Genomic DNA, 22,971 nt, shown 5'->3' on the forward strand with positions numbered 1-22,971 from the left:
TTTAAATTTATTCCGAGACAGATTGAGACCTATGTTGAAGCAGATTGGAGTCCGAGATATGCAGTCAATAGCGGGCTATTGACAAAAATCAAGGGATTCTAGATTCGAGACAGGGGCGCAATATGGCCGGAACATACCTGCTTGCAATGATAATATTATTTCTCTATAAATTTAAAACAGCTTCTAAATATATCGTTCTGTAACAATGACCGATATAACGATGGGACGGTTTACGACGAAATATAAAATTTCTGATTTCGCCGAGTCGGGATATGCGATTTTACTCGGCTCCCATCAAGCAGCGATCGTGTTGCAGGTCGTTGATGATTTCAAAAATAAGTTGCAATACCTGTGGTATGGCTTTTCTTGCTTCGGGCGATAGTTGCATGCCTAAGTGATGACAGTTGCGCACACTGATGGCAAGTAGTTCGATACGGGGTGCTTGTCCGAGTAATAGCATGGCGTCTATCATTTCTTTCAATCCTATTTCGTGTGCACTTAGCAGGGGCGGATAGTCTTTGGAATATTGGGGCGATAATCGCCGAATCGTCCCGACTGGGTTGTTGTCGAGTGCTGCGTCTACGAGAATAAGTTGCCGGTAACTTTGCAATGTTTCCAACAGGGCAAGGCCACCGGTTCCACCGTCTAGCACGTCCACACCTTGTGGTATCTCCATCTCGCTTAGAGCATTGACTACGTGTATTCCTATACCCTCGTCGTTGAGTACGAGGTTTCCTATTCCCAAAACGAGTATCTTATCGGGTGTAGGATTATTTTTCGGTTGTTTCGTTTGCGATTCCATCTTTTTGTTTTTGAAGTTGTTGTTGCTGTTTTTGTTCGGTCTCGTACTCTTCCGCCAAATCCTCCCGAACGAATTTCCAGCCTCCTATGATCGAGGAGGCTATTCCGTTTCGTTCGATATAGTCGTGGTAAAATACCAGATATATGTGGGCAATCGTAAAGAGAATGAATGCCCACATGGCGATATGATGTATTTGCCTTACGACGAAGAACCCTCCGCATTTGAGTAATACCCAAGTGAAAAAGGGTTCCATAACATTGTTGGTGGACACGCAGAACATGGCTAGTCCTGTGACGGTTTGGATAATGAATAGGACGAAGACCCCGAAGTATGTAAAGGCGGCCAAGCTATTGTGTCCTATGTCATAGACCGGTTTCGGCGACAACAACAATACATCGACTTTGGTGGTATCGAAAATACTCCTCCACTGTTTTCGGGTGAGGGGGAGGTAATTGTTCCATCGGGCGAACGAGTTACCGGCGAAAGCCCAATATAGGCGAACAATAAAGTTGAGAATGAAAACAAATGCGGCAGCGAAATGGATAAACCGTACCCAACCGAACCAATAGTTAGCTTCGGGTGGAGTGGCATGTTGTATAGCGGGTGGGTTGCCGATAATGTATCCGGTAACGCATAGTGCGACGATAGCTGTTGCGTTGACCCAATGGAATATGCGTACGGGGAGTTCCCACACGTAGACTTCACGTAAAGATTTTTTCCGGCTTATCATATATTCAACTGCTTGGGGTTTATATTATAACATTTCACATCGGTGTATGTGTTCACCGTTTTCGTCATATAGATGTACGGCACATGCCATACAGGGGTCGAACGAGTGTATGGTGCGTATGATTTCGAGCGGCAGTCGGGGATCGATGACCGGAGTCCCGATAAGGGAGGCCTCGAAAGCCGAATGTTGTCCTTTGGTGTCGCGAGGAGAGGCATTCCATGTAGTAGGAACGACCATTTGGTAATTGAAGACTTTTTTATCTTTAATGCCTACATAGTGGGCCAGTGCACCCCTCGGGGCTTCGGTGAGTCCTACACCTTGCGCTGCTTCCGGCCAAGTGTCGGGTTCCCATTTTATACCGTTGAACATACGGTAGTCTCCGTTCTTTATGTTTTGCAGTAAAGCCGTGTAAAACTCGGTTTGCCAGTCTGCCAATAAATTTGCTTCGATAGCTCGTGCCAAAGTACGCCCGGCTGTGGAGTACATCGCTTCGTAGGGGACATTCAGTTGCTTCAAACACCGTTGTGTGATTTCTTTATAGGCTTCGTTGCCCGATGCATGTCCTACGATATTACGGGCCAATGGCCCTGTTTCCATAGGCATACCTTTGTATCGGGGAGTTTTGATCCAACTGTAAGGCTGGTCTCTATCGAGGTATTCATAGGGTGGCGTAGCACCCGTGTAGTTCAGATGAGTTTCGCCGACCGACGGGTGAAGCCCCACATCTTTGCCTTGCGTATAGGAATACCACGAATTGTTGACAAATTCCAACAGCCCGTCCATAGCCCAGGGATCGAATTCGACGACTTTTGATAAGTCGCGACCGACGACAATACCCCTCGGACTTTTATAGGTCGACAGTTCCCCGTAGTTACCCATAGGGTAATCTCCATAGGCGATATAATTATGCAGCCCTCCGCCTATTTTCGTCCATTCGGGGTAATAGGAAAGTATGGCCAGAACATCTGGAAGGTAGACTTGGCGGACGAAGGTCTGCGTACGTTCAATGATTTGAGCGACATAATTCAACCGTTCCATGTTGAGGGCGTTGGGATCGTTTATGTTGACGGCGCAGGCCATACCCCCGACCAAGAAATTGGGGTGGGGATTTTTCCCTCCGAAAATGGTTTGGACTTTGACGATTTCTTTTTGGACTTCGAGCGCTTCGAGATAATGAGCCAAAGCCACGAGATTCACTTCCGGCGGAAGTTTATAGGCCGGGTGTCCCCAATATCCGTTGGAAAAAATACTGAATTTGCTGGTCTCTATGAACGTGCGTATTTTCTTTTGTATTTCGACAAAATAACCGATGGAGTTTTTAGGCCATTCCGATAGGCTTTGCGCCACTTCGGCTGCCTTTCTGGGGTCGGCATTCAAGGCCGACATGACATCGACCCAGTCGAGAGCCTGTAATTGATAGAAGTGTGTAACGTGATCTTGTATGGTTACGGCCGATTGCATGAGGTTTCTCACCTGCTCGGCATTCGGCGGAATGACGATGTGTAGCGCATCTTCGACTGCCCTGACAGAACAGAGCGAATGTATGGAGGTACAGACTCCGCATACTCGGCCTACGTATGCCCAAACGTCGCGAGGATCGCGGTCTTTGACAATGATCTCGATTCCCCGTATCATCGTCCCGGTACTGAAAGCATCGGTGATGACACCGTTTTCTATATCGGCTTCCATGCGGAGGTGGCCCTCGATTCTCGTAATAGGGTCTACAACAATTCGTTTAGTCATAATTCGAATTTTTATCGGTTATCTTTATCTTTTTCCAGTTTATGAGCTTTTTGGTCGAGTCTTTTTTCTTCCCGTTCGATTTGATGTTCTTCTACGGCGAATTCTTCTTTATTGATATCGTCGTTGTCCATCTGATTTTTAATGAGTTTTCTTTTTTGTATGTTTGTCACGATGGCGTGTGCGGTTACTCCCGCAGCGGCTACGGCTGTCAGTCCCAGTCCTATTTGGTCGGCCGTCGCTTCGATGCCGAATCCTTTGATGCCGGGGAGGTGATGGTACATGGGTTCTGCGTCCCAGAATCCGGGTTCGGCGCATCCAATGCACCCGTGCCCCGATTGTATGGGGTAACTGACCCCTTCGTTCCATTTGATGACTGCGCACGAATTGAATGTATTCGGTCCTTTGCAACCCATTTTATATAGGCAGTATCCTTTTTTCGCATTTTCATCGTCGAAGGCTTCGACAAACAGTCCGGCATCGTAGGCGGGACGGCGATAACAAGTATCGTGGATACGCCGTCCGTAGAAAGAGACGGGTCTGCCCATATTATCCAATTCGGGTAACCGGTCGAAAGTCAATATGTAAGTGATAACTCCGGCCATGACGTCGGCGATAGGAGGGCAGCCCTGAACGTTAATGACCGGTTTACCAGAGATAATTTTATGTACGGGTTTCGTATCTGTCGGGTTTGGGTAAGCTCCTTGTATGCAACCGGAGGACGCGCAATTTCCCCATGCGATAATAGCACTCGCTCCGTGGGCAGCCTCGTCGAATACCTGTTTAGCGGAATGTCCGGCAATAGTGCAGTATCCCGGATTTCCCAGTGGAATCGAACCCTCCACAATCATGATGTATTTGCCCCAATTCTCTTTCATAGAACGGGTTCGGACTTCTTCTGCTTGGAAACCGCTGGCTGCCATGAGCGTGTCGGAATAGTCGAGAGAAATCATTTCAAGCAAAATTTGTCCGACAAGCGGGTGAGACGACCGTAGGAATGATTCGCTGCAACAAGTACACTCTTGAAAGTGAAACCAAAGAACCGGCTTGCGGGGTTTGGTTTGAAGTGCGTTGACAACTTGGGCTATACCGGTTTGGTGAAGGCCCAACATAGCTCCCATGATACCGCAGAATTTAAGGAATTGCCGACGGGTGTATCCTTTGGCTTTCAGCTCCTGATAGAAAGTTTGTTCTTTTTCCATTGTTTTCTTCCGATTTATGGTTTCAGCAAATGCGCGGTAATTGTTCTCCGCTCAGCATATCGAGAATCCGTGTTTGTCCTAAGGATAGTTTTAGAATTACTTCTGGGTGTCTGTCTTCGGTTACATGTCCTATTATCCGTGCGTTTTTCCCATGTATGTCACTTCGAATGATTTGTAGAGCCCGTTCGGCATACTCGTCCGGTAAAAAGACAAGCATGATTCCTTCGTTGGCGACATACAGAGGGTCTAAGCCTAACAGGTCGCATGCGGCGTTGACCGACGAGCTGATGGGTAATTCGTTCTCGTCTATGGCGATGGTTACGTTCGCACCCTCGGCTATTTCGTTTAGCGTGCTCGATAATCCCCCGCGTGTGGGATCCCGTAGTATATGTACATCGGGAACTCCGGCCAGTAGATTAGAGACGATTTGGGTGAGTGCCGCCGTATCGCTTTGGATAGAGGTCTCGAAACCTAAACTGTCTCGTGTGGAGAGAATACAGATTCCGTGATTCCCGATATCGCCGGTGACGATTACGGCATCTCCTTTCTTGATGCGGTGAAGTCCTATATCGATATTTTCGGGGACGATCCCGACTCCGGTCGTGTTGATGAAAATCTTGTCGCATTTGCCGTGTTCGACGACTTTGGTGTCTCCGGTGACGATAGAGACACCGGCTTTCCCGGCCGCTTTTCGCATGGTTTGTACGATCTGTTTCAATGTCTCTATGGGTAAGCCTTCTTCTAATATAAATCCTGCCGATAAATAGAGAGGAGTGGCTCCGCAACACAGTAAATCGTTTACGGTCCCGTTTATAGCCAAGTCTCCGATGTTTCCCCCGGGAAAGAACAATGGGTCTACGACGAACGAGTCGGTTGTGATAGCTATTCGGGCGGAAGGCAAATTCAATGTCGCTCCGTCATGAGCTTGTTCGAGCCATTTGTTTTGAAAGGCCGGATAGAAAATCTTTTCGATAAGACGGCTTGTCATTCGTCCTCCGCCGCCGTGGGCCATGACGATTCGGTCGTATTTTTGTGTCGGTGTGGGACAGTCGGGTAAATTCATATTTCGTTTTTTAGTTAGTTCTGTAACGATAAAAAGCAGAGCAAGCTCCTTCCGACGATACCATAGATGCCCCTAACGGGGTATCGGGGGTACAACGGTTGCCGAACAAGGGACACTTTTCGGGAGATATTTTCCCCTTCATGATTTCTCCTGCCCGACATGCGGAGGCTTGAATGCCCGGTTTTACTTTGCATAAAAAACGATTTCGAGCTTCGTATTGTTCATATTCGGGGCGTAGTCTCAATCCGCTGACGGGTATCTTTCCCAATCCCCTCCAATAGGCGTCATAGGGTGTGAAGAAACGCTCTGTCTTTTGTCGGGCCATTCTGTTCCCTTGTGTAGGTACGGCTCTTCGGTAAGCGTTTATGGTACGGTCGATGCCTTGTGCTTTCAACCGTATAACTTGATAAATGCCATATAATAAGTCGGCCGGTTCGAATCCGGTTACAGCGATGGGCAATTTCAATTTTTCGGCCAAGGCATCGTACTCTCGGAGCCCGGTAATCGAGCATACGTGTCCGGCTGCCAACAGTCCGTCTATTTTACATTCGGGGTCTTGGGCTAAAAACGATATGGCGGCGGGTATGGTGAACAAGGAGGTCAGCAAGGATAGATTGGTTATTTTTCGGGAGACGATTTCTTGCAACAACAAAGTGTATAGGGGTGTGGTCGTCTCGAATCCTATGGCGAAGAAGACGACTTGTTTTTCGGGATTTTCACTGGCTATCCGTAACGTATCGAGAGGAGAATAGACAATACGTATATCTTTTCCTTCGGCTTTGAGTTGTTGTAAACTTCCTTTTGTCCCGGGCACACGTACCATGTCTCCGAAGGTACAGAATATGGTTTGGGGATTCCGAGCTATTTCGATAGCTTGCGATATGGTATCTTCATGGGTGACGCATACCGGGCATCCCGGCCCGTGAATCATTTGTACCGTGTCGGGGAGTAATTCTTCGATTCGATACCGGGACAGGGCATAGGTTTGTCCCCCGCATACTTCCATGATTCGTATCGGGAACGTAGCTATTTGTCGGATTGCTTGGAGTAATGTCGTAAGATTACCGTTATCCCTGAATTGTTTTTCATACCACATGGTTGTCGGGATTAAGGTTATCTGCGAGGATCTTGAAATCCTCCAATGTAGCTTCTGCTTCTTCACTATCGAGACGGGTTATCGCCATGCCGGCGTGAGCCAAGATGAAATCGCCGGGCTCCGCGTCGACATATTGTATGCAGATGGATTTATGTATACCGCCGAAATCGACTGTCGCCATACGCAGGGAACAGGAAGTATCTATATCGAGAATTTTTCCGGGAATAGCTAAGCACATAGTTTGAGTAATAGTTTTGGTACGGATAATGAACAACTTTTACAATTGTATTGTTTAGAAAGAAATCTGAAAAAACTTTTGCAGATGAATCAATATCACATACATGTCAGAGGTCTTGTGCAAGGAGTAGGATTCCGTCCTTATGTATACCGCTTGGCTAATGAGATGGGATTACGTGGGTACGTGGATAATAGTAATGACGGAGTTCTTATCGTGTTGCAATCTACCTGTATTCAAAAGGAGAAATTCTTGAAGGCTTTGATAAAATCGGTTCCGGAGGTCGCTTCTATCGAACATATAGAAACAGTACAATGCCGTGTCTCGAAAAAATATGAAAGTTTCGATATTGCTCCCAGCCGTAGTTCTGGCGACGAAATCACACGTATAAGCCCCGATATAGCTATTTGCTCCGATTGTTTGAAAGACCGGAAACACCAGTTGCATCGCATGGGGTATCCCTTTATCAATTGTACGCATTGCGGGCCTCGTTTTTCCATTATCGAAAAATTACCTTACGATAGAGCCGTTACGACTATGAGCTCTTTTGGTATGTGCGATACGTGTCGGGAGGAGTATGCCGATGTAAATGATCGCCGTTTCCATGCACAACCCATCGCTTGTAACGAATGTGGCCCGCATTATACGCTGCGGGATTCCGAAGGGAATGAGGATACGGTTTATATCCGTATAGTTTCGCGAATATCCGATGTATTGTCGAATGGAGGTGTCGTCGCTTTGAAAAGTTTGGGCGGTTACAACCTCATCTGCGATGCCGATAATGAGCAGGCTGTCGCCCGAATACGGGAGTTGAAAGGTCGTTATGCCAAGCCTTTGGCTGTCATGTATCGGGACGAACGGGAGGTAATGGTCGATTTGAATCTTTCCGATGAGGAGCGAAAAGCGTTGAACTCGTGGAGGCGGCCTATCGTGCTGGCGGAGGAGAAAGTGCATAATGCGCCGTGGCTGAATGAGGGATATCGGTCTTTGGGAGTTCTATTACCTTATATGGCGATACATTATGATTTGTTTACAGAAGCTCCCGAATTGAGACGAATCGTGGTAACCAGTGGGAATATGGGGGGACGTCCTATCGTCATAGCAGATGAGGAGGCTCATGATTTGTTTGATTCCAAAGTCGATTCGGTCGTTTCGTACAATCGGGATATTTACAACCGGGTCGATGATTCTGTCGTACAGGAATATGACGGAGTTTGTCGTCCCATACGAAGGTCGCGGGGATATACTCCCGAACCATTACGCAACGTGCAGGCTACCGAAGGAATATTGGCTGTCGGGGCCGAACAGGTTTCCTGCTTTGCGATAGGGAAAAAAGAAGATATTTTATTGGGTCAACATATAGGCGAGTTGTCTTGCCGGGAAAACCTTTCTTTTTTTGAAGAATCGATTTCTCATTTTTCTCGAATGTTTCGATTCGAACCGAGGTGTGTGGTCTGTGACTTGCATCCCGACTATTTCGCTACGGCATGGGGTGAACGATATGCAGTCGAGAGGCATATACCTGTGTATCGGGTACAACATCACCATGCCCATGCCGTAGCTGTAATGGCCGAATATGCGCTCACCGGCGATGTATTGGCGTTATGTCTCGACGGAACCGGTTATGGCGATGATTGCACGATTTGGGGCGGAGAACTGATCCGGTGCTCTCGTACGGAATATAGGCGGTTATCGCACCATCTTTATTTGCCGATGCCGGGAGGCGATATTGCCGCTCGTGAACCGTGGAGAATGGCCGTATCGCTGTTGTACTCGTTGTATGGAGAGAATATGCCTTTACCCGACAATTTCGTAAAACGGGTAGGAGAGGACCGTATTAAATTGGTGAGTCGTATGATTGCCCGTCGTATCAATACTCCGTTAAGTTCCGGGGCAGGCCGGCTGTTCGATGCAGTCGCTTCTCTATTGGGTATAGCGGATTTCAATCGATATCGATCGGAAGCTCCTCAAAAGTTGGAACAGGTAGCCGACCGTTCTATCTTGAAAATTTATCCTTTCGACAAAGATAATCCTCTCGATTTTTCGTGGTTGGTGAAGGCTGTTTTGAACGATTTACAGAAAGGAGTTCCCCGCTCTGAGATAGCTTCGGCTTTTCATCGAACCTATGCGGCTATGTGGTGCGTTGAATTGGCGAAACAGGCTGTCCGGCAAAAGTTGTCGAGAGTCGTCCTGTGCGGGGGTGTTTTCCAAAATAAGTTGTTGGTCGATATTTTGATGCCCATGTTGAGACAGTTGGGGTTACAACCCTATTTGCCTGCTTCCGTCCCTTGTAACGATGCCGGTATTGCCGTGGGACAAATGGCCGTAACAGCTGCATGGATAGAACAATCGATGAACCATAATGATAAGAGGCATGCACGAGTTGTCGTTGGCTTGTAGCGTGGTGGAGCTGGTGGAAAAAGAGCTGGCACTACATGGTGGTGGTTCGGTTCGATGCATCGAGATAACTATTGGCGATTTATCGGGTGTGGATAATGATGCTTTTTTATTTTCATTGAATATGGTTTTGGAGAGAAGTGCGTTTGCCGGTGCTCGGGTAATGGTCGATCGGGTGAAACCGTTGGCGGTTTGCGGTGTTTGCGGTGAGTCGTTTTCACCGGTTTCGTTATATGCCTCGTGCCCGAAATGCGGAAGCTATAAAACACGGTTGGTTTCGGGACAAGAGTTTCGTCTTACCTCACTGATTGTAGAAACAGATAAGTAATAATATTAAAATTAAAAAGATATGTGTACGACTTGCGGTTGTGGCCATCAGGAGATGAGCCATGAAGAAATGCATCGTCTGGGAATTGCTCACGGACATGGGAAAACGGTTGATATTGCCGTAGAACAAGATATTTTAAGTGAGAATAATAGGATTGCCGGGCAGAATAGAAATATATGGAATACAACAGGTTGTTGGGCGATAAATTTGGTTAGTTCGCCGGGATCGGGTAAAACGACTTTACTCGAAAGCACTATTAAACGGCTGGGTGGAAGAGATTTTCATAAGATTGCCGTAATAGAGGGAGACCAGCATACCGACAATGATGCCGGACGTATTAGGAATTTGGGTATTCCAGCCATACAAATCAATACACACAATGGTTGTCACCTCGATGCCCGTATGGTATCGTCGGCGTTCGATGAATTGGCCGTGAAAGATACGTTGTTGTTTATAGAGAATGTAGGCAATTTGGTGTGTCCGGCCATGTTCGACTTGGGCGAAAATCTCCGAGTCGTTCTTCTCAGTGTGACCGAGGGAGACGATAAGCCGTTGAAGTATCCCTATATGTTTGCCGGTGCTGATATTTGTATAATCAACAAAATAGATTTGTTGCCTTATGTGGATAGCGATGTCGCCCGATTGAAAGATAATGCCTTGAAAATAAATCCTCAGTTGTGTTTTTTTGAAATTTCGGCGACCCGGGGTATGGGCATGGATGAGTGGTGCGAGTATTTGTTGGCTTGTTTTGAGAGAAAGGAGGAGAAATGAATTTTTTTGATGAGATGGCCGGGGTGTGGAATAAAACTTGTCGGTATGATACCGGGAGGATAGAAAAAGTGCTGTCTGTTTTACAATTGAAACAAGGCGATACGGTTCTCGACATAGGTACGGGAACGGGAGTTATGATACCTTTTATCCGGGAACAGGTAGGGCACTATGCTCCTATTGTGGCTGTGGACAGTTCTGAAAAGATGCTGAGGGAGGCTTCTTTGCGTTTTCCCAATGCAGGAGTTAGCTTTGTCCGGGCCGATGTGGAGCGGGATCGTTTGGGTGGACGTTTCAATGCTATTTTGCTGTATTCGGTGTTCCCTCATTTTCGTTATCCGGTAGATACGATTGCCCGCTTGGTAACCGATAATCTGTATTGTGGTGGTAGATTGTTGATTGCCCATTCCCAAAGTCGGGAACAATTAAATGAAATGCACAAACGTATATCGGATAAAGTTTTTGCCCGAAATTTATTACCGGTAGCGGAACAAGTCGCCCAGTTTACGGAGATAGGCTTGTCTGTGGCTTCGTTCGATGAAACCGATGAATACTATTATATCTTGTTACAGCGAGTCGGTAGGAAATTGAGTGCCTCGGTAGCCGATGCAATCTATTGACAGAGTTATCTTTTGGATGCTCTTAGAATTTCCCGTTTACCGTTCGGCGGGCCGGGTAACCGTTCTACCGTAAACCCGACAGATTGAAGCCTTCGTCTTATTTCCCCTTTCGCACAGTAGGTGCTCAGAATACCACCCGGAGACAAGTGACTGAAAATCTCCCGGAAAATTTTCTCGTCCCACATTTCGGGTTGCTTTTCGGGAGCGAACGCATCGAAATAAACCACGTCGTATATTCCTTCGAGAGAGGTTCGGGTGAGGTCGGCATGGCGTTTGTATAAGGTAAACAAGGGTGATATAGCGATCTTTTGATTCCATTCGCATTGATGTAAAAGAGCGAATATCGATTCTGAGCTTGGGGCTATGAGCGCCGGGTAGTTCAATTTTTCGGTTATGTCGGGGGAGAGAGGATATAGTTCGAAGGTGGTATAATTTATCCTTAATCCTTTTTCCTGTGATTCGAGAAATGTAAGAAATGTGTTTAATCCGGTTCCGAAACCTATTTCAAGGACATTGATTTCTTTTTTCCCAGAAGCTCGCAATGCAGAGTCGATGTATACATGCCGAGCTTCCGCCAAAGCTCCTTTGGTGGAGTGGTAATGTTCGTCCATTCTCGGCAAATAGAGAGTGGGGATACCATCTTCGGTTTGTTCTATAATCATATTATTTTGCATCTCGGTGAGGAATATTCGGGAACAAAAATAAAACAATCTTTTTATGTATGATATGAAATAAAAAATTAAGCCATGTGAAAATTTAAAATAAATGTAATATGATGTATATATACATTCTTCTACCTTTGCAATCTACAAAAGATATATCCGTTTTATCTTCTTGGTATTGAGTAGATAAGGATAAATCGAGAAAGAGGATACATTAAATAATTATATTATACACATTTATGAAAAATTCCTTTTTTAGCAGATTTACCCCTAAGGAACCCAAATTTTTCCCATTGTTGAAACAACTTTCCGAAGTGTTGGTTTCTTCTTCGGCTGTTTTGGTAGAGAGCATGCAACATGACAAGCCGGAGGAACGATCTTCCTATTATAAAAAAATTAAAGATTTAGAACGTGAAGGGGATAGATTGGCTCACTTGATTTTTGATGAATTAGGAACTACTTTTATTACTCCGTTTGACAGAGAGGATATACAGGCATTGGCTTCTCACATGGACGATGTCATCGATGGAATAAACAGTTGTGCGAAACGTATAGCGATTTATAATCCGCGACCTATCGGCGATAGCGGAAAAGAACTGAGTTTGTTGGTACAGAAAGAGGCGGATTATATCTGTAAAGCGATGGACGAGTTGGATACGTTTCGCAAGAATCCGGCTACATTGAGAGAATATTGTTCGAAATTACACGATATAGAGAATCAGGCAGACGATGTGTATGAACTGTTCATCACAAAGTTATTCGAGGAGGAGAAAGACTGTATCGAGATTATCAAGATAAAAGAGATCATGCAGATATTAGAGAAGACTACCGACTCGGCCGAGTATGTTGGAAAAATCCTGAGAACGTTGATTGTTAAGTACGCATAAATCCGTAAAGAGTTATGTTATGGAGTTATTGATAGTTATTATTGTACTGGCATTGCTGTTCGATTTTATCAACGGGTTTCATGATGCTGCCAATTCGATAGCGACAATCGTGTCGACAAAAGTCCTTACACCCTTTCAAGCGGTTTTGTGGGCTGCTTTCTTTAATTTTGTCGCGTTCTTTATTGCCAAATACATTATCGGTGGGTTTGGTATAGCCAATACTGTATCCAAGACCGTGGTAGAAGAGTTTATCACTCTGCCTATTATTTTGTCGGGTGTGATTGCCGCTATCGCATGGAATTTGATTACTTGGTGGAAAGGTATTCCGTCTTCTTCGTCGCATACCCTTATCGGAGGATTTGCCGGTGCTGCCATTATGGCTAGTGGATTCGGGGCGATTCAGCTCAATATTATTCTCAAAATAGCCGCATTTATTTTCTTGGCTCCATTTATAGGAATGGTCGTGGCGTTCGGATTTACGATATTGGTTCTTCATATTTGTCGCCGGGTTCAACCCCATAAGGCTGAGGTTTGGTTCAAGAAATTACAGTTGGTTTCTTCGGCGATGTTTAGTATCGGGCATGGTTTGAACGATTCCCAGAAAGTAATGGGTATTATTGCTGCCGCTATGATTGCCGCTCACTCGATGGGTTTAGGTATGGGGATAAACAGCATTGCCGATTTGCCCGATTGGGTAGCGTTTGCCTGCTTTACGGCCATATCGTTGGGGACGATGTCGGGAGGTTGGAAGATAGTAAAAACAATGGGAACGAAAATTACGAAGGTTACTCCGTTGGAGGGAGTGGTAGCCGAAACGGCTGGGGCGTTCACGCTTTATTTAACCGAAATTTTAAAGATTCCCGTAAGTACTACACATACCATTACCGGGGCTATTATCGGTGTGGGAGCGACCAAACGCTTGTCTGCGGTTCGTTGGGGTGTGACGAAAAGTCTTTTAGTCGCATGGATTCTTACGATTCCTGTCAGTGCGCTTTTGGCAGCAGGTATTTATATGGTCGTTACTTTCTTTTTAGGATAAGTTCGTTGTTACTAAAAAACGATATAATATATAAATTTGAAAGAAAAATAGCGAAACAATTTGTATTTTGTATTTAATGCCTTATTTTTGTTGAAAATTTATAGTTAAGATTAATGATGCTTCTATTTTTACATCACAGTCACGTGCATTGTCCCTTTGGGGGATAGGGTGAGTCTGTATGTAAAAATAACATAGGAAAATGTTGTAGGCTTACCGGATTATGGTAAGCCTTTTTTATATGGATTTTACTTATTAAAAACATGAAGAATTATGCTGAGGATAGCTATTCAGTCGAAAGGGAGACTATATGAGGAGTCTATGGCTTTGTTAGAGGAGGCAGGTATCAAGATACCGGGAGGGAAGAGGACGTTGTTGGTTCCTGCACGAAACTTCCCCGTGGAAGTGTTGTTTCTAAGGGACGACGATATTCCTGAGTCTGTGGCTTCGGGGGTTGCCGATGTAGGAATCGTGGGATTGAACGAGGTCATGGAGAAGCGTTGCCCTGTGGGTATTTTGAAAAAGTTAGGCTTCGGGAAGTGTCGCCTTTCATTAGCTATACCCCAAGACATAGACTATCAAGATAGAAACTGGTTTTCGGGAAAGAAAATAGCGACGTCTTATCCCGGAATATTGTCAGATTATCTGCACAAGAACGGGATAGTTTCGGACATTCATGTAATTACCGGTTCGGTCGAGATAGCTCCCGGAATTAGATTGGCCGATGCCATATTCGATATTGTTAGTTCGGGCAGTACGTTGGTTAGCAATCGATTGAAAGAAGTTGAAACCGTCGTCGAATCGGAAGCTGTTCTCATAGGAACGGATTCTATTTCTCCCGAAAAGCGAGGAATACTGGACGAGCTGTTGTTTCGTTTCGATTCGGTACAAGCCGCAGATGATAAAAAGTATATTCTCATGAATGTCCCGCAAAAGAAGTTGAACGACGTGTTGTCAGTGTTGCCGGGAATCAAAAGCCCCACGGTCATGCCTCTGGCAGATAAGGAGTGGTGTTCGGTGCATACGGTACTCGACGAAAAATGCTTTTGGGAGATTATTAATCGGCTGAAAATGGCAGGAGCCGAGGGTATATTGGTGTTGGACATTGAAAAGATGATTTTGTGATATGACAGTGACGGTTTGGAAATATCCGAAGTGGGACGAATGGAAGTCGATTATGGCTCGTCCGCAAATGGATTTGATCTCATTATCTCGCACGGTATCCGATATTTTAGAGTCGGTACGATGCGAAGGAGACGATGCGTTGAGACGTTATGAGAAGCAATTCGATCGGGTTGTATTGGATGCATTGCAGGTGACGCCTGCCGAAATGGAAGAAGGGGTCGCGGCTGTGCCCGAGTCTTTGAAAAAGGCGATAAGACAGGCTATCGACAACATTCGTAAGTTCCACGCTTCGCAGGCTATCGAGGTGAAAAAAGTAGAAACCTCGCCCGGTGTATGGTGTTGGCAGAAGCCCGTGGGAATAGAAAAAGTAGGTCTGTATGTACCGGGCGGTACAGCTCCGCTTTTTTCTACGGTACTGATGCTGGCTGTCCCGGCTCGTTTGGCGGGTTGTCACGAAATAGTGATGTGTACTCCTCCCGGAAAGGAGGGTAAGATAGCCCCCGCTATATTGTATGCGGCTCGTGAGACAGGGATAGACCGTATTTTTAAACTGGGAGGAGTGCAGGCCATAGGCGCTATGGCTTTTGGCACGGAGAGTGTTCCGCAGGTATATAAGATTTTTGGACCGGGAAATCGTTATGTAATGGCCGCTAAACAGCAAGTATCCGTGCAAGGTGTAGCTATCGATATGCCGGCAGGGCCTTCGGAAGTGATGATTGTGGCCGATTCGGGCGCCGATGTACGATTTCTTGCCGCCGATTTTTTGTCGCAGGCCGAACATGGGGCTGATAGTCAGTCGATACTGCTGACTACCGATCGTAGAATAGCCGATTTGTTCCCGGCTGAGATCGAACGACAACTGGACCGATTGCCTCGGCGTGAATGGGTGGAGAAGTCTCTTTCTCACAGCTCGGTCGTCTTGTTGGAGCGAGAGGCCGATTTGGCCGACTTTGTCAATGCGTATGCTCCCGAACACCTCGTCGTGCATCGTGCAGATGCCGAGGAGTGGGCTTCGGCAATCGTTAATGCCGGGTCGGTATTCTTAGGATATTATACCCCCGAAAGTGCCGGCGATTATGCTTCGGGGACGAATCACACGCTTCCGACCAGTGGGTATGCCAAGTCGTATAGCGGGGTAAATCTCGATAGCTTCACTCGTAAAATTACTTTCCAGCAGATTTCGTCCGAAGGGTTGAAAAATCTCGGTCCGGTGATTGAGGAAATGGCGGAGGCCGAACGATTGGAGGCGCATAAAGAAGCTGTGACGGTGCGTTTGCAGTCTATTCATTCCTAAAAAGTGCAGTTATGAAAAAGATAGAACAATGGGTGCGTCCCAATATTCGACAATTAAAACCTTATTCCTCGGCTCGGAATGAATTTTCGGGAGAGGCTTCGGTATGGCTTGATGCCAATGAAATCCCGTTTAATCCTCCGTATAATCGTTATCCCGATCCGTTGCAAAACGATTTGAAAGAGAAGTTGGCGAAGCAACGGGGTGTAATGCCCGAAAACATTTTTCTCGGTGTGGGAAGTGACGAAGCGATAGATTTACTGTATCGTATCTTTTGTGAGCCCGGACGGGATAATGCGGTTTCGATAACTCCTACCTACGGTATGTATAAAGTGTGTGCCGACATTAACGGCGTAGAGTATCGCGAAGTCCTGTTGAAGAAAGACTTTTCGTTGGATTGCGATGCTATATTGCAAACTATCGATACTCATAGCAGGTTGTTGTTTTTATGTTCGCCGAATAATCCTACCGGCAATGTCTTTCCTGCTATCGAGATCGAGCGATTGATAACTGCTTTTGACGGGATTGTGGTCGTGGACGAAGCCTATATAGATTTCTCGTCCCGGCCTTCGTGGATTCGCCGGTTGAACGAATTTCATAATTTGGTTGTGCTGCAAACCTTTTCGAAGGCATGGGGTAGTGCCGGAGTCCGTCTGGGAATGGCGTTTGCTTCGCCTGATATCATCGGCTATTATAATCAAGTGAAATATCCGTATAACATCAGTGCTTTGGTTCAGCGTTATGCGATGGAAATGCTCGACCGTGAGAACGAAGTCCGGCGGTGGGTTGATGAGATATTATCGGTTCGGTCGCGGTTTGTCGAGCGCCTGTCCGGCATACCGATGGTAAAAACGGTTTATCCGAGTGATGCCAATTTTGTATTGGTGAAGATGGAGGATGCCGAGAAGATATATTTACGACTGGTTACCGATGGAATCGTCGTTCGTAATCGTTCGAAAGTTGCTTTATGCGGCGATTGTCTGCGCATCACTATCGGGACAGATCGGGAAATGAAGGTTTTATTGGAAACGTTGAAAAGTTACAGCTAAATTCGAGAGTTATGAAAAGAGTTCTTTTTATCGACCGGGACGGAACATTGGTAGTAGAACCTCCTGTGGATAAACAAGTCGATTCGCTTGAAAAATTGGAATTTATGCCCAAAGTGTTTCAGAGTCTTGCTTATGTGGCTACCCGTCTCGACTTCGAGTGGGTGATGGTGACCAATCAAGATGGTATGGGCACGCCTTCGTTCCCGGCAGAGAATTTTTGGACGGTGCAGCGTAAAATTATACAGGCTTTCGCTAACGAGGGTATTCGTTTCGACGAGGTTTGCGTAGACTCCTCGTTTCCCGAAGAGAACCTTCCGACCCGTAAACCGGGTACGGCTATGCTTTCTCGATACCAATCGGGAGAGTATGATTTGGAACATTCTTATGTTATAGGCGATCGAATGACCGATGTACAACTGGCCGCTAATCTCGGTTGTAAAGCGATTTATTTCGCTCTGCCCGAGCGGGGTGTGGCTGAGCTGGAAGCTGAGGGACTTTCATCGGTCTGCGAAGCGGTGACCGACGACTGGTGGAAAATCGCCGAGATTTTATGTGCCGGAACTCGTCGGGTTACTATCGACCGGCGTACCTCCGAGACCGATATTTGCGTTACGCTGAATCTAGATGGGACGGGGCGAACCGAGGTGCATACCGGGTTGGGATTCTTCGATCACATGCTGGACCAGTTAGGGCGGCATGCCGGAGTTGATTTGTCTGTGTTCGTGACCGGAGATTTGCAGGTGGACGAACATCATACGATAGAGGATACGGCGATAGCTTTGGGCGAGGCCTTTGCTCGGGCGTTGGGTGACAAACGGGGTATAGGTCGGTATGGTTTTTCTTTGCCTATGGACGATTGCTTATGCAGGGTCGCTCTCGATTTCGGGGGAAGGCCGTGGTTGGTGTGGAATGCAACTTTCCACCGTGAGAAGATCGGCGATATGCCTACCGAGATGTTCTACCATTTTTTTAAGTCGTTCAGTGATGCGGCTCGTATGAATTTGAATATTCAAGCGGAAGGTACGAATGAACATCATAAAATAGAAGGGATTTTCAAAGCATTGGCGCGAGCTTTACGAATGGCAGTGAAACGGGATATTACCGACCGTGAATTGCCTTCGACAAAAGGTGTTTTGTGAATCGGGGAGCAAATCCTGAGATTTTGAAATGGGGGCAGGGGTAAACAAAATGATAGGTGATCCTTGTATTTTTGTAAGATTGATTTTTGTAATAAAGTTTATTTGTTACTTTTGCATTGTATTCGTAAAGGCGAATAGAAATAGGAAATCGAGTAAATATTTAAAAATTATAGCCCTATGAGAAAGAATTGGATTTGGGGATTATCCCTTTTGTTAATCGGTGGTATGGCATCGTGTAAGTCGAGCCAAAGTGCCTATAAGGCTGCTTATGAGAAGGCCCAAGAGAAGAAGATAGAAGAGCCTGTTACAACCGGAACTACACCCGTAGCGGAGCAACCCGTAGTGACAACTCCTTCGACGACAACGACGACGGCTCCTATTCGGGAACAGAGTGAGAAAATAAACGCTGTCGACGGGAACGATGCTTTGTTGAAGAGTTACAATGTAATCGTGGGGAGCTTCCGTCAGCGACTCAATGCACAGAGCCTTTGCGAGCGTTTGCGTGCCGACGGCTATCCTGCCGTATTGGCTCAGAATGCACAAGGTATGTATCGTGTCGTAGCTTGTTCGTTCGACGACAGGGCTACTGCCGTACAGGCTCGCGAAGGATTGCAGGCTAAGTACCCTCAGTTTACCGATGCTTGGTTCTTGATTAACAAGTAGAAAACTGTTCAAGTAGTTTATACGGGGCTGTTCCAAGCGGTTGGGGCAGCCTTTTTTATGTTCTGGACAGACTGGTAAGAGACTCCTGTGGCTTGTCTGTTCTTCCGTTTATTTAAATACCAAGTATTTGCGAGCGAAGAAGTTCCACAAGTAGACCATAGCGGCAGCGACGATTTTGGAGAACATGTAGTGTGTGCCGATACAGTCGGTGAAGAGCCAGATGAGAAGGTCGTTGAACCCTAATCCCACGACTCCTATTGCGGCAAAGAAAAGGAACTCGACAATGCGGTTTCTAAATTTCGAATTGTTGAATACCCAAATGCAACTGATGATGTAGTTGACGACCAACCCGGCTATGAACGAGAGGGTCGCCGAGAGGAGATAATGCAGTCCGGCGTATTCGGTGAGGATATACAATAGCCCGAAGTCTACGATAAAAGCGAATCCTCCGACAAAGAAGTATCGCACGAATTGGATAAGGAGATTATCGGATGCTCCGTAGAAGATTTTTTTGAATTTATCAGTCGGATTCATTTGCTTTCGTGATATTCTTCTTCTGTATTTACCGACCATACCTCGCTTTTATCGTTATTTCCGGTGGCGATGTGATCGACGGCGACCATAGCGGTCATCATGGAATGATCCATGTTGTTGTACCGATGTTGCCCGTTGCGGCCTATGCACCAAAGATTTTCTATTTTGTTCAAGAAATCTTTTACCTTATCGAGTTCGTAATAGCTGCCGAAATAAGAGGGGTAGGCTTTTTTGACTTTTATGCGTACCGAATCCAAGACATCGTCGGGATCGATGATCCCTATTTGGGCCAGCTCACCGATAGCCATTTGCGTGAAGTCCTTATCGGGCATTTCCCAAAAGTCGTCGCCCTCGGTACAGAAGTATTCTAACCCTATCCATATCGTATTTTCGTAGTCTTTTACCAAATAGGGCGACCAGTTGTTGAATATTTGCAGACGGCCTATTCGCACATCGCGTTCCTGTATGTAAATCCATGTGTCGGGGATGCGATCGGCGAAAGTTTTTATTTTGGTTCGATTTTTTATGGATAGTTTTTTCATCAATAGTCCCACCGTGATAAAATCGCGGTAAGGCAGTTCTTCGGCAATGCGTTTCACATCGTCGGGTACATCGATTCCCCGGATAGACCGTATGAGGTCTTTTAGCGGGAGGGACGAAAGGAAATAGTCGCAGGGTACTTCTCTCCGTTCGCCCGAAGGTGTCTCGACTGTGACACTTGTTACCCGATTTCTTTCGATGTGAATCTCTTTGACCGGGGTTTCCGTGATGACCTCGCCTCCTTTTTCAGATACTTCGCCGGCCACAGTTTCCCAAAGTTGCCCGGGACCGAGTTTGGGATAGACGAATTGCTCGATGAGCGAGGTTTCCACCTCTTTGAGGTTTTCCTTTTTGGAGAAACTTTTTTTGAGCATGTCTTTGAGTATGGCGAATACCGACAGTCCTTTTACTCGCTGTGCACCCCAGTCGGCTCCCAGTTTCGAGGGGTGTACGCCCCAGACTTTTTCGGTGTAGTCTTCGAAGAACATTCTGTAAAGCGGTTTGCCGAACCGGTTGATGTAAAAGTTTTCCAACGATGTTTCGGGCTTTTTGAAGAATACCGACCATACGTATCCGCAACCGGCTTCGATGGTGCGGAAAAGTCCCATGTTGGTGAACGTTTTCAGTTTGAGCGATATGGGATAGTCGAAAAACTTATGCAGGTAGAATATGCGGGATATGCGGTTTCTTACGAGCATCACGCGGTCGGTCTTTTCAGGATCGGGGCCTTTTGGGGCAAATTCTTTGCCGGTGGTTCCCAGCAACCTGTCATCGAGAGAGGGGGCGCCTTGTAACGGCATGATTTCGTCCCACCATTCGGTAACTCGTTGGCTCTTGGAGAAGAAACGATGTCCTCCTATATCCATGCGGTTACCTTGATATCGAACTGTTTTGGAAATACCGCCTATGTCACCGGACTCTTCGAATACGACAGGGTGAATGTCTGTATGTTTGAGTAGCTCGTAGGCTCCGGTGAGCCCTGCGGGACCGGCTCCGGCGATGACGGCTTGCTTTTTATTTTTATCGATTGTATTCATATCTGTCGATTGAAATTGAAAGGATCGCTTCCCGGCTCTAAGGTAGCGTATTTTTTCCATCTTGCCGTTGGGATTGAGAAAGTTTTTTCTTGGCGGCCTCTCTGTCGAATTTTAATAGATAGGTATCCGGGTTGGGTACATGGGAAGCGACGAAGAAAAGGTCGTCGTTCTTTTGTATCGCCGGGTAAAGGTATCGGGGGGTAGAGCTGTATCCGAGCTGGTCGAGAATGACATATTCCACCCCGTCGTCGAGCATTTTCTGTATTACAGCGCGGTCGTCTTGTGAATAGGCGTAGCCGGCGACTCGTGTCCCTGAAAACATGTAGAGTAATTCTCCTTTTCGGGAGGCTACTACGGTTTCGGGCGAAACATGTTCTTTTAACACGAGACCCAATCGAAAAAAGTTTTGATAGGCCGGCGGGAACGGCATTTTGTTCATGGCGTGTAACTCCTGTATGTTTCCTATGCCGGTGAGCAATAAAAGGGAGAGTACCCACGGGGAGAAAGTATATTTTAATTTGAAACGATGGATCGTATCCGTCGCCACGGCGTAGATGCCTACGAGTAATCCCATATTCATGAAGGGAATAAGTGTGGTAATGTAGCGGTTTTCACTGGGGGTACTGAAAATGGAAACGAGTCCGAAAGTGAAAACGGTGTAACCGATGAGTACCCAACGGTACTTCCCGAAAGCCCAAAAACCGCGTATGATGAGAAAAATGAGCAGTATCGCTATGATCCACATGAAAAATCCGGCGGAAACTTCGGCGGAGTAATTGACTTTAAAATAGGGGATTACCGAGTTGGGCAGGGCTTTGGAAACCAGCATACCGAGCGTTTCGAAAAAGCGGTCGATAATACCGCTCAGATCGAGCGATCCGTCTTCGGGTCTCCACGGATTTACTTGTGCAATGGACTCGAAATAACGGCTTTGCCCGATACCTAACGATTTATTTCTCCATATCCACGGGAGACAACCGATGATGAATCCGGCGACTGTGCTTGCCGCTTCTTTCCACTTTTTCGTACAGAGAAAAAAGAGCACGACGGCGGCGAATAGAGCAACTCCTTGTGTACGAATGTGGTAGCAGAGTATGACCATGACTAACATGCCGTAGAAAGAAAGGTCTTTATAGAATGGCTTTTCTTTCTTCATATTCGCTAAGAGGAAAATGGCCGCGGTTGAAACGAAAAAGCAAGACATCTCGCTCATCATCATCGTGGAGAAGTGAAGTACCCGATCGCTCAGAATGGCGGCGCAGGCTCCTACTAGTGCAAGGCTTTCGGGTATTTTGCGTTTGATCATAAAAAAGAACAGTAACAAAGCTCCGCCTAAAAGGAAAAGCCCGTTGAGTATTTTTTGAGCTATGATGCTGTCGGTAAAAAATCTTAGCGGGGTCATCAATAAAGGATATCCCGGGGGAAAGGCATTGGTGGGGTGAGGGGTGGGAGCCGATATATCGGCATAACCTTGTCCAGAAGCGAGAGACGAGGCAAATGTATAGTACCGGCAGTTGTCCCCGTTTATATCTATTTTTTCATTAAAAATGTAAACGTAGGCACATGCCCATACGATGATCAACAACCCTATATAAATGGCTCGGTTTTTCTGGATCTTCATAATTATCGATATGTTATTATAAAAATATTAAAACAAAAATAATCTATTTTTTATATGGAATGAAATTTTTTGCCATATTTCAATCTTTTCGTGAGGGGGGATTCGCTTATTCTTTTTAGTGGCGAGAAGAACGAACCGTTCGGGCTGCTGTTTTTATTAACCCCTCCGTCACTTCGTGCCACCTCCCCTATATTTTTTTGCGCCACACACCGCAATGCTTCGGGGCACGGCAGGGGAGGATTGTGATACAAAGGACTTTCTTACCCTGTCAAAGAAAGTCCTTGTTACACTAATTTGCTCATGCTTTTGACGGTCTTGAATCTTTTTGTTGATACGACATGACGTTTCGCTCCATATTTTGCATTAGCAAAACACAGAGGAGATGAGAAAATGGCTCGTTATGTTA

Annotated in this window: 22 protein-coding genes; 11 read left to right on the top strand and 11 right to left on the bottom strand. The window is 46.2% G+C overall.

All coding sequences use genetic code 11. The features are described from left to right. Positions 1–280 precede the first annotated feature (280 nt). Genes QVD32_RS10240 through QVD32_RS10270 form a run of 7 tightly spaced genes read right to left on the bottom strand, consistent with a single transcriptional unit; the run spans position 281 to position 6,871 of the window. Positions 281–802, bottom strand: a complete 522-nt coding sequence (locus QVD32_RS10240) for a hydrogenase maturation protease (protein ID WP_021890869.1) — start codon at positions 800–802, stop codon at positions 281–283. Beyond that, entirely contained in the window at positions 771–1,532 is a 762-nt protein-coding gene (gene cybH / locus QVD32_RS10245) for a Ni/Fe-hydrogenase, b-type cytochrome subunit (protein WP_021890868.1), read from the bottom strand. Before cybH ends, QVD32_RS10240 begins: the two co-directional genes overlap by 32 nt. 24 nt (positions 1,533–1,556) lie before the next feature. Next, positions 1,557–3,275, bottom strand: coding sequence for a nickel-dependent hydrogenase large subunit (locus QVD32_RS10250; RefSeq protein ID WP_021890867.1), 1,719 nt, complete (start codon positions 3,273–3,275; stop codon positions 1,557–1,559). Between the two features lie 11 nt (positions 3,276–3,286). After that, positions 3,287–4,474 carry a hydrogenase small subunit gene (locus tag QVD32_RS10255; RefSeq protein WP_021890866.1) on the bottom strand — a complete coding sequence of 396 codons (1,188 nt, stop codon included), beginning with the start codon at positions 4,472–4,474 and terminating at the stop codon, positions 3,287–3,289. A gap of 22 nt (positions 4,475–4,496) precedes the next feature. Further along, positions 4,497–5,537: a hydrogenase expression/formation protein HypE gene (hypE, locus tag QVD32_RS10260; protein WP_008862335.1), complete on the bottom strand. Its 1,041-nt coding sequence runs from the start codon at positions 5,535–5,537 to the stop codon at positions 4,497–4,499. Positions 5,538–5,547: 10 nt separating this feature from the next. Then, positions 5,548–6,633 carry a hydrogenase formation protein HypD gene (gene hypD / locus QVD32_RS10265; RefSeq protein ID WP_008862334.1) on the bottom strand — a complete coding sequence of 362 codons (1,086 nt, stop codon included), beginning with the start codon at positions 6,631–6,633 and terminating at the stop codon, positions 5,548–5,550. Beyond that, entirely contained in the window at positions 6,623–6,871 is a 249-nt protein-coding gene (locus QVD32_RS10270) for a HypC/HybG/HupF family hydrogenase formation chaperone (RefSeq protein ID WP_040296203.1), read from the bottom strand. The genes hypD and QVD32_RS10270 overlap by 11 nt, the downstream gene beginning before the upstream one ends. Before the next feature lie 84 nt (positions 6,872–6,955). Between QVD32_RS10270 and hypF the strand changes: the two genes are divergently transcribed. Genes hypF through QVD32_RS10290 form a run of 4 tightly spaced genes read left to right on the top strand, consistent with a single transcriptional unit; the run spans position 6,956 to position 10,981 of the window. After that, positions 6,956–9,268 (top strand): carbamoyltransferase HypF, encoded by a 2,313-nt coding sequence (gene hypF / locus QVD32_RS10275; protein ID WP_008862332.1) that lies wholly within the window; start codon positions 6,956–6,958, stop codon positions 9,266–9,268. Beyond that, positions 9,243–9,593, top strand: a complete 351-nt coding sequence (locus QVD32_RS10280; protein WP_008862331.1) for a hydrogenase maturation nickel metallochaperone HypA/HybF — start codon at positions 9,243–9,245, stop codon at positions 9,591–9,593. Before hypF ends, QVD32_RS10280 begins: the two co-directional genes overlap by 26 nt. A 21-nt stretch (positions 9,594–9,614) precedes the next feature. Continuing rightward, positions 9,615–10,364 (top strand): hydrogenase nickel incorporation protein HypB, encoded by a 750-nt coding sequence (hypB, locus tag QVD32_RS10285; protein ID WP_008862330.1) that lies wholly within the window; start codon positions 9,615–9,617, stop codon positions 10,362–10,364. Next, the gene (locus tag QVD32_RS10290) at positions 10,361–10,981 is read left to right on the top strand and encodes a class I SAM-dependent methyltransferase (protein ID WP_118687531.1); all 621 of its coding nucleotides are present in this window, start codon (positions 10,361–10,363) and stop codon (positions 10,979–10,981) included. The genes hypB and QVD32_RS10290 overlap by 4 nt, the downstream gene beginning before the upstream one ends. A 5-nt stretch (positions 10,982–10,986) precedes the next feature. Here the strand turns inward: QVD32_RS10290 and mnmC2 are convergent, their stop codons facing one another. Continuing rightward, on the bottom strand, positions 10,987–11,643 hold the full coding sequence (mnmC2, locus tag QVD32_RS10295) for a tRNA (5-methylaminomethyl-2-thiouridine)(34)-methyltransferase MnmC2 (RefSeq protein WP_040296159.1): 657 nt from the start codon (positions 11,641–11,643) through the stop codon (positions 10,987–10,989). A gap of 239 nt (positions 11,644–11,882) precedes the next feature. On the opposite strand from mnmC2, the gene QVD32_RS10300 reads away from it, so the two are divergent. The 7 genes from QVD32_RS10300 (at position 11,883) to QVD32_RS10330 (ending at position 18,833) form a co-directional block, all read left to right on the top strand. Next, a complete protein-coding gene (locus QVD32_RS10300) occupies positions 11,883–12,530 on the top strand; it encodes a DUF47 domain-containing protein (protein WP_008862327.1) in 648 nt (215 codons plus the stop codon). A 19-nt stretch (positions 12,531–12,549) separates the two neighbouring features. After that, a complete protein-coding gene (locus QVD32_RS10305) occupies positions 12,550–13,569 on the top strand; it encodes an inorganic phosphate transporter (RefSeq protein WP_008862326.1) in 1,020 nt (339 codons plus the stop codon). Positions 13,570–13,839: 270 nt separating this feature from the next. After that, positions 13,840–14,691: an ATP phosphoribosyltransferase gene (hisG, locus tag QVD32_RS10310; RefSeq protein ID WP_118687532.1), complete on the top strand. Its 852-nt coding sequence runs from the start codon at positions 13,840–13,842 to the stop codon at positions 14,689–14,691. A gap of 7 nt (positions 14,692–14,698) precedes the next feature. After that, a complete protein-coding gene (gene hisD, locus QVD32_RS10315) occupies positions 14,699–15,985 on the top strand; it encodes a histidinol dehydrogenase (RefSeq protein ID WP_118687537.1) in 1,287 nt (428 codons plus the stop codon). An 11-nt stretch (positions 15,986–15,996) separates the two neighbouring features. Next, positions 15,997–17,031: a histidinol-phosphate transaminase gene (gene hisC, locus QVD32_RS10320; RefSeq protein ID WP_021890856.1), complete on the top strand. Its 1,035-nt coding sequence runs from the start codon at positions 15,997–15,999 to the stop codon at positions 17,029–17,031. Between the two features lie 11 nt (positions 17,032–17,042). After that, complete coding sequence (hisB, locus tag QVD32_RS10325; protein ID WP_021890855.1) at positions 17,043–18,170, top strand: bifunctional histidinol-phosphatase/imidazoleglycerol-phosphate dehydratase HisB; 1,128 nt, start codon at positions 17,043–17,045, stop codon at positions 18,168–18,170. Positions 18,171–18,347: 177 nt separating this feature from the next. Continuing rightward, a complete protein-coding gene (locus tag QVD32_RS10330) occupies positions 18,348–18,833 on the top strand; it encodes an SPOR domain-containing protein (protein ID WP_021890854.1) in 486 nt (161 codons plus the stop codon). A gap of 108 nt (positions 18,834–18,941) precedes the next feature. Here QVD32_RS10330 and QVD32_RS10335 read toward each other — a convergent pair whose 3' ends face one another. Genes QVD32_RS10335 through QVD32_RS10345 form a run of 3 tightly spaced genes read right to left on the bottom strand, consistent with a single transcriptional unit; the run spans position 18,942 to position 22,565 of the window. Then, a complete protein-coding gene (locus QVD32_RS10335; protein ID WP_021890853.1) occupies positions 18,942–19,367 on the bottom strand; it encodes a GtrA family protein in 426 nt (141 codons plus the stop codon). Further along, the gene (locus QVD32_RS10340) at positions 19,364–20,944 is read right to left on the bottom strand and encodes an NAD(P)/FAD-dependent oxidoreductase (RefSeq protein WP_021890852.1); all 1,581 of its coding nucleotides are present in this window, start codon (positions 20,942–20,944) and stop codon (positions 19,364–19,366) included. The genes QVD32_RS10335 and QVD32_RS10340 overlap by 4 nt, the downstream gene beginning before the upstream one ends. A 37-nt stretch (positions 20,945–20,981) precedes the next feature. Next, complete coding sequence (locus tag QVD32_RS10345) at positions 20,982–22,565, bottom strand: hypothetical protein (RefSeq protein WP_008862318.1); 1,584 nt, start codon at positions 22,563–22,565, stop codon at positions 20,982–20,984. Positions 22,566–22,971 lie beyond the last annotated feature (406 nt).

The organism is Barnesiella sp. (genome assembly GCF_022723415.1).
GTDB lineage: Bacteria > Bacteroidota > Bacteroidia > Bacteroidales > Barnesiellaceae > Barnesiella > Barnesiella intestinihominis.

Excerpts from the sequence above, each read along its gene's own strand:
- hisB (WP_021890855.1), top strand. The coding sequence starts at position 17,043 with ATGAAAAGAGTTCTTTTTATCGACCGGGACGGAACATTGGTAGTAGAA.
- QVD32_RS10305 (WP_008862326.1), top strand. The coding sequence starts at position 12,550 with ATGGAGTTATTGATAGTTATTATTGTACTGGCATTGCTGTTCGATTTT.
- QVD32_RS10290 (WP_118687531.1), top strand. The coding sequence starts at position 10,361 with ATGAATTTTTTTGATGAGATGGCCGGGGTGTGGAATAAAACTTGTCGG.
- QVD32_RS10345 (WP_008862318.1), bottom strand. The coding sequence starts at position 22,565 with ATGAAGATCCAGAAAAACCGAGCCATTTATATAGGGTTGTTGATCATC.
- hisC (WP_021890856.1), top strand. The coding sequence starts at position 15,997 with ATGAAAAAGATAGAACAATGGGTGCGTCCCAATATTCGACAATTAAAA.
- QVD32_RS10300 (WP_008862327.1), top strand. The coding sequence starts at position 11,883 with ATGAAAAATTCCTTTTTTAGCAGATTTACCCCTAAGGAACCCAAATTT.
- QVD32_RS10240 (WP_021890869.1), bottom strand. The coding sequence starts at position 802 with ATGGAATCGCAAACGAAACAACCGAAAAATAATCCTACACCCGATAAG.
- QVD32_RS10280 (WP_008862331.1), top strand. The coding sequence starts at position 9,243 with ATGCACGAGTTGTCGTTGGCTTGTAGCGTGGTGGAGCTGGTGGAAAAA.
- hypB (WP_008862330.1), top strand. The coding sequence starts at position 9,615 with ATGTGTACGACTTGCGGTTGTGGCCATCAGGAGATGAGCCATGAAGAA.
- cybH (WP_021890868.1), bottom strand. The coding sequence starts at position 1,532 with ATGATAAGCCGGAAAAAATCTTTACGTGAAGTCTACGTGTGGGAACTC.
- QVD32_RS10340 (WP_021890852.1), bottom strand. The coding sequence starts at position 20,944 with ATGAATACAATCGATAAAAATAAAAAGCAAGCCGTCATCGCCGGAGCC.
- QVD32_RS10330 (WP_021890854.1), top strand. The coding sequence starts at position 18,348 with ATGAGAAAGAATTGGATTTGGGGATTATCCCTTTTGTTAATCGGTGGT.
- QVD32_RS10335 (WP_021890853.1), bottom strand. The coding sequence starts at position 19,367 with ATGAATCCGACTGATAAATTCAAAAAAATCTTCTACGGAGCATCCGAT.
- hisG (WP_118687532.1), top strand. The coding sequence starts at position 13,840 with ATGCTGAGGATAGCTATTCAGTCGAAAGGGAGACTATATGAGGAGTCT.
- hypF (WP_008862332.1), top strand. The coding sequence starts at position 6,956 with ATGAATCAATATCACATACATGTCAGAGGTCTTGTGCAAGGAGTAGGA.
- mnmC2 (WP_040296159.1), bottom strand. The coding sequence starts at position 11,643 with ATGATTATAGAACAAACCGAAGATGGTATCCCCACTCTCTATTTGCCG.
- QVD32_RS10250 (WP_021890867.1), bottom strand. The coding sequence starts at position 3,275 with ATGACTAAACGAATTGTTGTAGACCCTATTACGAGAATCGAGGGCCAC.
- hypD (WP_008862334.1), bottom strand. The coding sequence starts at position 6,633 with ATGTGGTATGAAAAACAATTCAGGGATAACGGTAATCTTACGACATTA.
- QVD32_RS10255 (WP_021890866.1), bottom strand. The coding sequence starts at position 4,474 with ATGGAAAAAGAACAAACTTTCTATCAGGAGCTGAAAGCCAAAGGATAC.
- hypE (WP_008862335.1), bottom strand. The coding sequence starts at position 5,537 with ATGAATTTACCCGACTGTCCCACACCGACACAAAAATACGACCGAATC.
- QVD32_RS10270 (WP_040296203.1), bottom strand. The coding sequence starts at position 6,871 with ATGTGCTTAGCTATTCCCGGAAAAATTCTCGATATAGATACTTCCTGT.